Raw genomic sequence first — 12556 nt, forward strand, 5'->3', positions numbered from 1 at the left:
GAAAAAGATTCACTCGTCACTTCACAATCAAAACCGGACATTTGACGCGTTTGGCAATCTTATGACTGACACTACCGAGCATCATCTCCTGCAGACTGTTTAACCCCCGGCTGCCGATAATCGTTAAATCGACCTGCTTTTGATTGGCGTGATCCACAATTGTCGGACCCGGCTCACCGCGAAGAATCGTCACGTAATAGGAGACATCCGCTGCTTCGAGCTTTTCTTCGACCGGTGCCAGTCTTTTTCTGCGAGCCACTTCAAGCCCCGCCGTTCCTTCCGTATGCAGGACATCGTCTTTAATTTTTCCAAAATCGGCGACGAAAACGACTTCCACCTGACTGTCCGGACTGAGCTGGGCAATCTTAATTGCTTCTTCCGCCGCCCGGACGGAATGGTCCGAACCGTCGACGGCTAATAAGATATGTTGATACATAACCGTTCCCCCTTAACTCAATGTGTGGAAATTTTCGGGATCGGATCCTGATGAACCGCCAACCGATCAATCAGTTTCTTACTTTCCGGATTCAATCCGATCAGTTCGACTTTGTTTTGATTCGCCATCAAGCGGAGCATCACCTTGTCAATCGCTCCGACGGCCGAATCATCCCAAATTTGGGTGCTGCTGAAATCAATCCGGATTTGTTGGTTCGTCCCCTCATAATCAAACGAAGCGATGAAATGATCAACCGACGCGAAGAATAACGGACCTTTGACGGTATATACCGTTTTTCCGGACGTTATCTGTTGCTTGATCTTGATTTTCGAGACTTTGGCGACAAAGAACAGGGCACTTAACACGACACCTGCCATGACGCCGATTGACAGATCATGTGTGGCAACGACGATGCTGACTGTCGCGAGCATCACGAAGGCATCGGCTTTCGGAGCTTTACGGAGATACGTAAACGACGACCAGTCAAACGTGCCAATTGAGACCATGATCATGATTCCGACAAGAACCGGCATCGGAATTTGAACGACCCAGTTTCCGAGGACGATGATCAAAAACATCAGGAACAGCCCGGCGATAAGTGTCGACAGCCGCCCACGTCCTCCTGACTTGACGTTGATGACCGATTGACCGATCATCGCGCAACCCGCCATTCCGCCGAAGAAACCGGTGATGAAGTTCGCAATCCCCTGCCCGCGGGCTTCCTTGTTTTTTTCGCTTTCCGTGCCCGTCATATCGTCGACGATCGTCGCCGTCAGCAATGATTCCAGCAAACCGACAATCGCGAGTGCCAGTGAGTACGGGAAAATGATTTGAATCGTCTCGATGTTCAACGGGACGTCCGGTAAGAAAAACGACGGTAATGACCGTTGAATCGTTCCGAGATCACCGACCGTCCGTAAATCGACGTTTAAATAAATGGCGGCAATCGTCAGCACGATGATCGCGATCAGCGGTGCCGGAATCGTTTTAAGAAAACGCGGTAACAGATAGACAATTGTCAGCGTAATGGCGACGAAGACGTACGTCATCGTGGAAATCCCGATGAAATGCGGGACTTGGGCCATAAAAATCAGAATCGCCAGTGCATTGACGAACCCGATCATGACGGCACGCGGAATGAATTTCATGACCCGTGCAATCTTGAAGACCCCAAAGAGAATTTGAATGACTCCGGTTAAGATCGTTGCAGCAAGCAGATAATCGAGTCCGTGCTCCTTGACGAGCGGAACCATCAACAGGGCCATCGCACCGGTCGCTGCTGAAATCATCCCCGGCCGGCCACCAACAAAGGCAATGATGACAGCGATACAAAACGAAGCGTATAATCCGACCATCGGATCGACTCCGGCGATGATCGAAAAGGCAATCGCCTCCGGAATTAACGCCAGGGCGACGACGATGCCTGCCAACACATCACCTCTGATATTTGAGAACCACTGTTCTCGTAGACTCATTTTCATTTATTTCTTCCACCTTTCTGTTGAGAACTGTTTCTTTCTCAACATCCTGTCCTGTTTTGAATATCCACAGTCTAGCACCATTAGTTTCAAAAAGGAACACTTTTGGTCTGATTTATTTTGCAATAATCAACTTAACCGTATGAAAAAGGAGTTCATCCGAATCGATGAACTCCTTTTCGCGTATCTTATTTAGTTGCGTCAGTCCGCCAGACATTTCTTGCAGTGTTGGTAATTTTTGTTGCCGCCGGATAAGTTACAGACATCCGTAAACCCAAGGTTCTTGAGCACGTTTTGTGCCGCGTTTCCGGTCACACCTTTGTTGCAATACACAATCGTTGGTAGAGTTGGATCAAGTTCTTTCGCCCGTGTCCGCAGTTCACCGAGCGGGATGTGAATCGCCCCGTCCACACAACTTTTCTCAAACTGGGTTTTGGAGCGCGTATCGATGATTTGGAACGACTTGCCGCCCGTGACTTGTTCAATCAATTCATTTGGCGTCATCAAACGGGCCGTTTTTTTAATCGCATTGTCGAGGGCCATCCCGGTATAGAGGACCGGATCCTTGGTCGTCGCGAACGGCGGCGCATAAGCGAGATCAAGATGGAACAGATCTTCTGCTTTTGCCTTGAACGTAATCGTCGTCGCCAGGACATCAATCCGTTTATCGACCCCTTGCGGACCAACGATTTGTGCGCCGAGAACTCGTCCTGTTGCCCGATCGGCAATCGCCTTGATCGTCATTTCTTTCCCACCCATGTATTCTGGGCGATCCGGTTTGATGTTGTGAAGGACTTCGATGTCGTATCCGGCTTCCCGCGCTTCTTTTTCCGTCAAACCGGTCTGCGCGACCGTCAGATCAAACGCTTTGAAGATGCCAGTTCCAAGAATCCCTCGGTGTTCCGCTTCTTCCCCGGTGATGACCATCCCGGCAATCCGCCCCATCTTATTGGCGGTCGAGCCGAGCGGACGATAAATCGCTTCTCCGGTAATGACAGAGAAACTTTCCGCGACGTCGCCGACAGCATACACATCCGTCAGATTCGTCTGCATCTTCCGGTTGACGGCAATCGCACCCGTCTGACCCATCTCAACACCAATCTGTTGCGCGAGTTTGGTATTCGGTTTCACTCCGACCGACAGGATGACGAGATCTGTTGCAATCGACTTGCCGCTCTCGAGCGCCACTTCCGTTACACGCTCCGTCCCGTTGAATGCCGTCACCGATTCACCGAGCAACAATTCAACACCTTTGTCTTTTAAATGATCAGCAACCCGCTCCGCCATATCACGGTCAAGCGGCGGCATGACTTGCGGCAGACGTTCGACGAGCGTCACCTGAATTCCGCGGTATGTCAACTGCTCGGCCATCTCAAGACCGATGAAGCCGCCGCCGACAATCGTTGCCGTTTTTGGATCATGCTGTTCGATGTACGAGCGAATCGCATCAGCATTCCGGACATTACGAACCGTAAAGACGTTGTCATGGTCAACACCCGGTAAGGGCGGAATGATGCTTGACGCACCGGTCGCAAGGACCAGCGTATCGTACGTATCGATAAACTTGTCACCGGTCACGAGATTCACGATGGTCGCCGTTTTCCTTGCATGATCAATCGATTCGACTTCATGTCGGGTATGAATGTCGATGTTATAACGTTTTTTGAAGAATGCCGCATCGCGTGGTGTCAATTCGTCGATGTCGGCAATTTCACCGCCGACGAAGTATGGAATCCCGCAGCCGGAATAGGAGATATCCTGGTCGCGATCGTAGATTGTAATCTGTAAGTCTTCATTGTTCCGGCGCGCTTTTGCACCAACCGATGTCCCTGCCGCAACAGAGCCGATGATTAACAATTTCATCTGAAATTCCTCCTCGTTAATAAAGCAGTAAGCTGATATATAACCCAAGCAATGTAATCGCAAGCGTCGGAATCGTCAGGACTGCCCCGATTTTAAAGTATTGCCCCCAACCGATTTTGACACCTTTCGAACGTAAGACGTGCAACCAGAGTAAGGTCGCAAGACTGCCAATCGGGGTAATCTTCGGACCTAAATCGGATCCGATGACATTGGCATAAATCAAGGCCTCCCGAATCACACCTGTCGCCTGGCTATGTTCAATCGCCAAAGCATCAATCATCACGGTCGGCATATTGTTCATGACGGAGGATAATAACGCAGCGAGGAAGCCCATCCCGAACGTCGCGCCGGCAAGCGTCGTCGCAAACCCATCGATACCGAGTGCCAGTAATTTCGTCAGTCCGGCATTTTGCAGACCATAAACAACGATATACATCCCAAGTGAAAAGAAGACGATTGCCCACGGAGCACCGGCGATGACTTTTTTCGTCCGAATGTTCGGGGAGCGCCTTGCCATCAGTAAAAAGAACAAGGCGATGACACCGGCAACCAAACTGACCGGAATCCCGATCAAGTCACTCGTGAAGTAACCGATAACAAGCAGAACAAGCACGAGCCACGATAACTTGAACATCCGCTGATCCTTGATTGCCGTGCTCGGCGCGACGAGTTGCGTCACATCATAGGTCTTCGGAATACTTTTGCGGAAATACAAATACAACACAAGCAGACTGCCGATGACGGAAAAGACGTTGACGAACACCATCCGTGCAGCATACTCCGTAAAGCCGATGTCAAAGAAGTCGGCCGAGACGATATTGACGAGGTTTGAGACGACGAACGGCAGACTCGCCGTGTCGGCAATGAAGCCGGAAGCAAAGACATACGCCAAGACGACATAGTCCGGTAATTTTAAGTAGCGGACGATTGCGAGGACGATCGGCGTCAAAATCAACGCTGCACCGTCATTCGCAAACAAGGCCGCCACAATGGCACCAAGCAGTGTCAGATACACAAACAGTTTGACACCGCCGCCTTTTGCAATCCGTGCCATATGAAGCGCGGCCCATTCGAAGAAGCCGATTTCATCTAAAATCAATGAGATGATGATCAAGGCGATGAAGGTAAACGTCGCGTTCCAGATGATACCCCAGACCGTCGAGACATCATCCAGGTTCACAACGCCGGTCAGTAAGGCAATCAATGCCATCCCCATGGCGGAGTAGCCGATGCCGAGACCTTTTGGTTGTTTGATGATTAAGAATAACGTGATCAGAAAAATTCCGATCGCAAGTAGATGTGTGCCGGTCAATGCGTTCACTTCATTTCTCTGTTAATTTTTCTTTTTCTGTACATAACTAATCTGTTATGTTCGAAATCGCTTTATTTCTGATTTAACACGGTTTCCGTTGAACATCCGGTAAAGGAGTTGTCGTTAAGATGGTCAGCAGCAACGCATACCGGGGATGATCCGGATTGAGACGAAAATACGTCCACTGCCGTTCACGACGTTCCAAAATCAAATGCGCCTGCCGTAACAATTTCAAATGCCGGCTCACGGCCGGTTGTGAAATCGCAAACAGTTCAACAAAATCACAGACACAATGTTCCCGAACTGCCAAACGACGCAGGATTTCAAGACGTGTTCCGTCACTAAGCAATTTCAGGAACTGACTCATCTCATCGACCGGTGTCACGGTTAGAGTCATGGGAAGGCCTCCTTTTTTTAGAGTAAACAATAAGAAAATCGTCAGTCGACAGTTGCAGACGGACGATTTATATATAACCACTTTATTATATAACCTTTTTGTTATGCAATTCTTTTTTTGGCTGGCGTCGGACAAAACGCGGATACAGTTGATTGATTGTCAAAAAGTAGACAAAAAAGACGGTGAAGTAAAACTTGATGAATTTGTTCATTTCCGTTGTACTCAGCCAGATTGATTCATCGTACATCAACCGTCCCGATGCCGTGATGACGACGGGGTGCGTCGCAAGCGTCAGACCGATCAGGACGAATAAGCAAACACCAAGATCATTGAGCCAGACTCGGGTGCTGCCTTTGGGATTACGAAACATCCAATCCCTCCTTTATTTTGGAATCGTTTCAGCCAGTTCCAGTAAAATCCCCTCCGGTCTCCGGACATAACAAAGGCGGTATGTTTCTCCAAACTGTTCGAGTTGCGTTCCGGACGCCTCCCATTCACCTTTGACGACGAAACCCAGACTGACGAAAAAGCGTGTGACCTCTGCAAGATCCAAGACGTTGATGCTGACATGGTCCATCCGGTGATGTTCATATCTGATTTGCCTGTTTACGTTCTTGCCGGTTCACGTGATAGTCCGGCTTTAATAAGGAGAAGATCCGTCCGTCATGCGATGTTCCGCCTTGGAACAGATAGCCGCGTAACATCCCTTCTTCTTCAAAACCGATTCGCATCAACAGTTGGACCGATGCTTCATTTTCTACAAAGGTCACCGCCCCCATCCGGTACAGCTCAAGTATCTCAAATGCATATTCTAAAACAGCTTCAATCGCTTCTGTTGCATAACCGCGCCGCCAGTGCGCAGGATCAAGTTCAAAGCCGATTTCCGCCTTTTTACTGTACAGACTGAGATGATTCAGTCCGATGGTGCCGATGAACGTTCCGCTGTCACGGGTGACCATCCCCCAACGGATACCTTGCCGGCTGGCAAAGGTGTGTTTAAACGAACCGATGATGTTCAAGGCATCGGCTTGCTTCTGAAGCGGATTCATCCCGTAAAAGCGGGTGACGTCCTCGTTCGACAGGATGTGGAAGAGGGCCGGAGCGTGTTCGTCTGTGACTTCAATCAGTTGCAGCCGTGCAGTTTTTAGTATTGGAACAGACATAGGGAATTCCTCCAGTATTTAAATTTGTAAGCTATGTACTGATACTTAACTGTTTAACACTTGTATCCTAGTCATGCTTTAAGTGCTTGAATTCATATGCAGCATCCGGTTCGTTTTGAAAGACGGCCGTGATGACGTAAGGATTGATATGCTGGTATCCTTTTTTGGAAAGAGGACGGTCGAGATCGTCCCCTTTTCACCCGGAAATTCCTTCGCGAAACACGGTTTGACGGCTGCCGCGTTTTCCTGAATCTGCACTTTGATGTCTTCCTCATCCGGCTGATTCATTAAAAAAGCCGAACAACAGACACAACACGCCCGCCGCTGTAAACGCCACCGTGCGTTGTATTCCTGTTTTCCATACGCCGATTAATACAACTGGAATCACAATCAGACTAAAAACGACATACTTGATTCATTCCAAGGATTCCATCTCCTTTGTACAGGATTAGATGGTTGTATCCGTCTTTCCTGTATGGCACCGTCGTCAACGTGGATCCATGTTACGTTCCGCTTCTGTACTACTCTTTTGTTTATTACGGTTTCCCCCTCAAAATCCCTGCTTTTTCCATCAAAAAACAGGTGTCCGTTTTGGATACCTGTTTTGAAAGAATGGATGACTTTTTTGAAAGTATCAAAGCTCTATCATGTTTCCGGTTTGTTTGGACGAGAGAGCATGAGCGCTGTTTGAATAAAAGCATCCATCGCCTTTGAAGTATCTTTTTTGTTCCGCACGGCCAATTGGATATTACGAAATGTCTTCGGCGTGAGCTCACGCATAACAACCTGATCGGGTAACGTTCCGACGCTTTGTTTCGTCGTTATGGTCACCCCTAATCCTTCCTGAACCATACTGATTCCCGTCTCGAGCTGTTCCATTTCAAATCTGACTTTCGGAATCAGATCATGTTCTTCGAATAGACTGTAGATGTGCTTTTCGACACCATCCTTGCCCATCAAGATGGATTGCTCTTTTAAATCAAGAATACTGACAGTTTGTTGAACAGCCAATGGATGATTTTCCGGCAAAAGGACAATCAGTTGATCCACTGCAAGGGCAATCGTATCGAATTCTTGATCTGTCGAAGTGATGATCCCCACATCCACGCATTCTGTCCGTAGCCATTTTTTAATCTGATCGATTGTGCCTTCCCACAGCTTAATCTCCAGTCCCGGATACTGTTCCTCCATCGCCCGAATGATCTTAGGCAGAAACCGTGTATAAGCGGTCCGGTAGACACCTGCATGAACCGTTCCGATTTCTAATCCGCGTTCAGCTGCTACCAATTCATCTACCTTATGAAATTCACTCATGATTTTTCGAAGAATCACTAGGACCTGTTCGCCGACTTCCGTAAAAAACAATCCGTTCTTCTTATCTCTTTTAATCAGCTTGGTTCCTAGCTGCGCTTCAACCGAAGCGACAGTCCGACTGACCGCGGGTTGTGTCATGTGCACGTGTTCTCCTGCTTTGGTAAAGCTTCCTGTCTCGGCAATTTGGATGATGAGTTCGATTTGTGACCTGTTCATAACGTTTTTGATATGCCCCCTATGACGAATATGCATTTTATTAATAAGTATAGCTACTGTACTATGAGTGAGTATTTCAATCAAACACAGATTTGTAAATACAGAAGTCATAAACCGAGGTGTCGAGTATCATGTCAAACATATGGAAAATTTATTTATTAGCGGCAATCAGCTTTTTGAATGGCACATCTGAATATGTCATTGCCGGTATTTTAGATAAAATCGCGGATACGAGTCATATTTCCGTTTCTTCCGCCGGACAACTCATTACCGTCTTTTCGATCGCTTTCGGAGCAGGAACTCCTTTCCTGATCGCGATGACGGCACGATTGGAAAGAAAGAAACTGCTCGTCTATGCGTTGACGATCTTCTCTATCGTTAATGTGGGGATTGCCTTCTTATCAGGATACGATATGCTGATGGGCGCACGAATCCTTTCCGCCCTTTGCGCAGGAGTCATTCAAGTGACACTGTTGACACTTGCAGCCGTCTTGGCAGCCCCCGGAAAACAAGGGGGTGCGATTGCCACGGTCGTCATGGGGAATAGTACAGCTTTAGTCGCCGGCGTTCCGATCGGACGAGTCGTCGCCACCCATTACGAGTGGAATGCCATTTTCGTCGTTCTTGGTCTGATTGGATTACTGCTTACCGGATTGGCACTGGTCATGATTCCGAAAACCCAGGCTGAAGAACCGGTGCCGTTGCGTGAACAATTTAAATTTTTCATGCAACCGCGGATTTCTGCCTATCTGCTCATCACGTTCCTTTGGCTGGGTTCGTATTCCGTCGTATTCACCTATATCTCTCCGTATTTCTTGGATGTCTTTCAGATGAGTAACCAGGGAGTGACGACGGCTCTGTTTCTATTCGGAATCGCAAGTGCCATCGGTTCGAAATTAGGCGGATTCGGGACCGACAAGTGGGGATCGTTCCGTACGCTGGCTGGAAGCATGTTGCTTCATGCACTGGTCTTATTCCTGTTCCCGTTCATCGGACAATCGGCTTCCCTGTTCTACGTTTTACTTGTTTTTTGGGCACTGGCAGCCTGGTCTTCCGGAACACCGATTCAATTCCGGCTGATTACGCTTGCGCCTTCAGCAGCTAGTATTGTGTTAAGTCTGCATAGCGCGTTCGGACAAATCGGGATGGCAGCAGGTGCCGGAGTCGGCGGAATTGCTGTCAAAAACAGCTTGTTGCATTATTTGCCATGGATTGGTGCTTTTGCGCTCGCCGTTTCAGTCGTTGTCATTCTCGTCGACAACAAGCTGTCGAAGTCGGTAGAGACGCAGCAAACAGCAGAACCATTCTATGCAGAGAAGTGAGTTTGACTCTTCTTTTAAAAAAAAGCGGTCTGAATTCTGTCGAAAAGAATTCAGACCGTTTGTTTTTTAGTCAGATGAACAGATACGACTTAGACATGAAAACGACTTGATAATCGTTTCAAATCTTCCGCCATCGTCGCCAGTGATTGTGACGCTGACGAGATTTCCTGCATCGATGCCATCTGTTCTTCCGTCGAAGCTGAGATGTTTTCCGTTCCGGCGGCCGTACTTTCCGTCACGCCTTGAATTTCACGCATGACGGCTGCAATCTGTTCACTGCCGGCGGCCATTTCCTGCACGGCACCGGACACTTCCTCGACTTGTCCTGTCACGTCACTGATTGAACGTTCAATTGCCTGGAATGAGGCACTCGCTTCACCGGCAACCTGAATACCGTTCGTCATTTCCATCGTCACTTTTTCCATCGAAACGACGGACTGTTCCGTTTCCTGTTGAATGACTTGAATCAAACTCTCGATTTGTTTCGCGGCAAGTGCTGATTGTTCTGCGAGCGTCTTGACTTCGGCAGCGACGACAGCAAATCCGCGTCCCTGTTCACCGGCCCGGGCTGCTTCGATTGCCGCGTTCAGCGCGAGCAGGTTCGTCTGCGCCGCAATTCCCGTGATCGAATCGGTGATTTGTCCGATCTCCTGCGAGCGGTTTCCAAGTCCGACAATCACTTGACCGAGTTCCGTAAAGTCGGTGTTGATCCGTTCCATCTGTTGACCGAGCTGACGGACGACCTGACCGCCGTGCGTGACTTTGTCCATCGCGTCACCGGTCGCGTCCGTCATCTGTTGGGCATTTCCCGCGACCTGACTGACACCGGACGTTAAGTCCTGGACGGTCCGTGATGCACCGGATACCTGATTCAATTGCTGGCTGGCACCGCTCGCGATTTCTTCCATCGTCACGGCAACCATTTCCGTCGCTTTTGTCGTCGCTTCCGCATTCGTACTTAATTCGTCCGATGCTGTCGCAACGTGTTTCGACGTATCCGTCATCTCGATGATGACATGGTGGAGCTGTTCCGTCATTGTATTAAACGACGTCGTCAATTGACCGAGTTCATCTTTTGAGACGTAATCGCCACGAACGGTTAAATCGCCTTCACCCGACTGCTTCATCCATCCTTGGAGCGAGCGGATCGGCTGTGTAATCAGACGCGTAATGTAGAGCGCGAGTGTAGCAAATAACAGCAAGGCGAGCAGGAAAATCCCGAGCATGATATAAAACGCGGTTTGCTTTTCCTGCTGGTTCAACGCATTGATGTCTTTTGACTGTTTCGTCATCGACAGCATTAAACTTTTGGCCGTATTTGCGACTTCATCCCGTGTTTTCTCCAAACTCTCTGAATAGACGCGGTACCCTTCTTCTTTACTGTCTTGTGTGATCAAATCCTGAATCGTACTTAAACCGTTATCGTAAGCGAGGACACTGTCCTTCAAATTCTCGACTTGTTTTTCCGATTGTTTCGTCGGCACCGCGGTCCGCTCGAATTTGTTGAGGGAAGAACGGATTTGCGCTTGCCGTTGGTCGATTTGCGCACCCAGTTCTTCGATACGAGCCGGATCTTTCGTCAACATCATCTCAACGAGAAACGAATCAAGCGCCCGGGTATCAATCCGGATTTGTGCCACTTCCTGAACCGGAATCAAGTTTTCTTCGTACATCGCCTGCGAGGCATTCGACATCTGATTTAAAAAATAGAGTCCCGCACTGGCTAATAAAATCATTGCGACGATCGCTGTCGCAATCAACAGTTGAATCTTTTTCCGTACAGATAAATTTTTCATTATGTAGACCCCTCCCACCTGTTTATCGGTCAGTTCCACAAATGATTCAGTCTTTTCTCATTTTTCATATTCCGGATGTGTTGTACTAAGCCCTGGTTTACGACAGGTTGTGGCAGATTCGATATAATCAGAACCATACAGAAACCAAAGGAGTGAACGCTGTGCAGTCTGTCTCAAACGAAATTACGCAGTTCCGCGGCACGCACTATGAGTTCGGTCGCGAACAGGGCCGTTACGTCAAACGCAACGAACTGTTGCATAACCGTGAAGATAACTGGAAAATCCGGGTTCCCCGTTTTCAGGTCGATCCGGCCGAAACAAAAGAGATGTTTCTCCGCTACGCCCCGTATATCTGGGATGAGTTACTCGGCTTACAGGATGAGCTCGAATTATCGCTCGCCGATACGTTGCTTCATTTTGGCCATTACCGCGTCGAAGGACCGAGCAGCGGCTGTTCCATCATGACGGGCGATAACTTCCTCGTCCGTAATTATGATTATCATCCGATGACGTACGATGGACGGTTCTCCGTCTTTCAGCCGACAGATGGCGGCTCCGCCATCATCGGACCGGCGTCCCGCGTCACCGGACGAATGGACGGGATGAACGAACATGGTCTTGCGATGGGTTATAACTTCATCAACCGCCGTCGTCCGGGAGACGGCTTCGTCAGTTTCATGATCGGGCGGATCATCCTTGAGACATGTACCTCGGTCGAAGATGCGATTTCACTAGTCAAAGAGATGCCGCACCGGGGATCTTTCAGTTATGTCGTCCATGACCGGTCGAACCGGTCATTCGTCATCGAGGCGACAGCCCGCGACATCGAAGTCCGGGAGACGAATCTCTGTACGAATCATTTTGATCTGCTGCAACACGAAAACCGGTTCCACCTCGACGATTCGAAACGCCGGATGATGGAACTGAAGACGCACCAGCATTTGATTCAAGATGCGGAATCGGCATTCCGTCTGTTAAACGATTCCGATAAAGGGGTCTTCTCCGAGTTGTACAGTCACTGGGCAGGCACGATTCATACGTCAGCCTATTTCCCGACCGACATGAAAGTCTGGTTCGCTCTCGGCGGTGATCAAGAGCCGGTTACGTTTGATTTTAAAGATTGGCTGGCCGGAAACGATTTTATGTCAACGCACATCCATGGTGAACTCGAGACCGATATCCAGTTCGCAAACACCCTTCAAACGTGGCGCTGAAGACAACAAAACACCTCTGTGCATCGATTTTTCGGATGCACAGAG

The 12556-nt window shown here is 48.9% G+C and carries 12 protein-coding genes; 2 read left to right on the forward strand and 10 right to left on the reverse strand.

The window, feature by feature from the left end:
- Nucleotides 1–16: 16 nt before the first annotated feature.
- The 9 genes from N7U64_RS04525 to N7U64_RS04565 form a co-directional block, all read right to left on the reverse strand.
- The gene (locus tag N7U64_RS04525; protein WP_318928667.1) at nt 17–436 is read right to left on the reverse strand and encodes a universal stress protein; all 420 of its coding nucleotides are present in this window, start codon (nt 434–436) and stop codon (nt 17–19) included.
- 17 nt (nt 437–453) lie between these two features.
- Nucleotides 454–1917, reverse strand: a complete 1464-nt coding sequence (locus N7U64_RS04530) for a SulP family inorganic anion transporter (protein WP_318928668.1) — start codon at nt 1915–1917, stop codon at nt 454–456.
- 198 nt (nt 1918–2115) lie between these two features.
- A complete protein-coding gene (locus tag N7U64_RS04535; RefSeq protein WP_318928669.1) occupies nt 2116–3777 on the reverse strand; it encodes an FAD-dependent oxidoreductase in 1662 nt (553 codons plus the stop codon).
- Between the two features lie 16 nt (nt 3778–3793).
- Complete coding sequence (locus N7U64_RS04540) at nt 3794–5098, reverse strand: arsenic transporter (RefSeq protein ID WP_318928670.1); 1305 nt, start codon at nt 5096–5098, stop codon at nt 3794–3796.
- Between the two features lie 73 nt (nt 5099–5171).
- Nucleotides 5172–5486, reverse strand: coding sequence for an ArsR/SmtB family transcription factor (locus tag N7U64_RS04545; protein ID WP_114595904.1), 315 nt, complete (start codon nt 5484–5486; stop codon nt 5172–5174).
- A gap of 85 nt (nt 5487–5571) precedes the next feature.
- Nucleotides 5572–5856 (reverse strand): hypothetical protein, encoded by a 285-nt coding sequence (locus N7U64_RS04550; RefSeq protein WP_318928671.1) that lies wholly within the window; start codon nt 5854–5856, stop codon nt 5572–5574.
- 12 nt (nt 5857–5868) lie between these two features.
- Nucleotides 5869–6063: a hypothetical protein gene (locus tag N7U64_RS04555; RefSeq protein WP_318928672.1), complete on the reverse strand. Its 195-nt coding sequence runs from the start codon at nt 6061–6063 to the stop codon at nt 5869–5871.
- Between the two features lie 10 nt (nt 6064–6073).
- The gene (locus N7U64_RS04560; RefSeq protein ID WP_318928673.1) at nt 6074–6649 is read right to left on the reverse strand and encodes a GNAT family N-acetyltransferase; all 576 of its coding nucleotides are present in this window, start codon (nt 6647–6649) and stop codon (nt 6074–6076) included.
- A 645-nt stretch (nt 6650–7294) separates the two neighbouring features.
- Nucleotides 7295–8290, reverse strand: coding sequence for a LysR family transcriptional regulator (locus N7U64_RS04565; RefSeq protein WP_318928674.1), 996 nt, complete (start codon nt 8288–8290; stop codon nt 7295–7297).
- Between the two features lie 20 nt (nt 8291–8310).
- On the opposite strand from N7U64_RS04565, the gene N7U64_RS04570 reads away from it, so the two are divergent.
- Entirely contained in the window at nt 8311–9501 is a 1191-nt protein-coding gene (locus tag N7U64_RS04570; RefSeq protein ID WP_318928675.1) for an MFS transporter, read from the forward strand.
- 89 nt (nt 9502–9590) lie between these two features.
- Here the strand turns inward: N7U64_RS04570 and N7U64_RS04575 are convergent, their stop codons facing one another.
- Entirely contained in the window at nt 9591–11297 is a 1707-nt protein-coding gene (locus tag N7U64_RS04575; protein WP_318928676.1) for a methyl-accepting chemotaxis protein, read from the reverse strand.
- A 161-nt stretch (nt 11298–11458) separates the two neighbouring features.
- On the opposite strand from N7U64_RS04575, the gene N7U64_RS04580 reads away from it, so the two are divergent.
- A complete protein-coding gene (locus N7U64_RS04580; RefSeq protein WP_318928677.1) occupies nt 11459–12511 on the forward strand; it encodes a C45 family peptidase in 1053 nt (350 codons plus the stop codon).
- Nucleotides 12512–12556 lie beyond the last annotated feature (45 nt).

Source organism: Exiguobacterium sp. K1, from assembly GCF_033721435.1.
In the GTDB taxonomy this organism is placed as follows: Bacteria; Bacillota; Bacilli; order Exiguobacteriales; family Exiguobacteriaceae; genus Exiguobacterium_A; species Exiguobacterium_A artemiae.

Excerpts from the sequence above, each read along its gene's own strand:
- N7U64_RS04530 (WP_318928668.1), bottom strand. The coding sequence starts at position 1,917 with ATGAAAATGAGTCTACGAGAACAGTGGTTCTCAAATATCAGAGGTGAT.
- N7U64_RS04535 (WP_318928669.1), bottom strand. The coding sequence starts at position 3,777 with ATGAAATTGTTAATCATCGGCTCTGTTGCGGCAGGGACATCGGTTGGT.
- N7U64_RS04560 (WP_318928673.1), bottom strand. The coding sequence starts at position 6,649 with ATGTCTGTTCCAATACTAAAAACTGCACGGCTGCAACTGATTGAAGTC.
- N7U64_RS04575 (WP_318928676.1), bottom strand. The coding sequence starts at position 11,297 with ATGAAAAATTTATCTGTACGGAAAAAGATTCAACTGTTGATTGCGACA.
- N7U64_RS04570 (WP_318928675.1), top strand. The coding sequence starts at position 8,311 with ATGTCAAACATATGGAAAATTTATTTATTAGCGGCAATCAGCTTTTTG.
- N7U64_RS04525 (WP_318928667.1), bottom strand. The coding sequence starts at position 436 with ATGTATCAACATATCTTATTAGCCGTCGACGGTTCGGACCATTCCGTC.
- N7U64_RS04550 (WP_318928671.1), bottom strand. The coding sequence starts at position 5,856 with ATGTTTCGTAATCCCAAAGGCAGCACCCGAGTCTGGCTCAATGATCTT.
- N7U64_RS04565 (WP_318928674.1), bottom strand. The coding sequence starts at position 8,290 with ATGACTTCTGTATTTACAAATCTGTGTTTGATTGAAATACTCACTCAT.
- N7U64_RS04545 (WP_114595904.1), bottom strand. The coding sequence starts at position 5,486 with ATGACTCTAACCGTGACACCGGTCGATGAGATGAGTCAGTTCCTGAAA.
- N7U64_RS04555 (WP_318928672.1), bottom strand. The coding sequence starts at position 6,063 with ATGGACCATGTCAGCATCAACGTCTTGGATCTTGCAGAGGTCACACGC.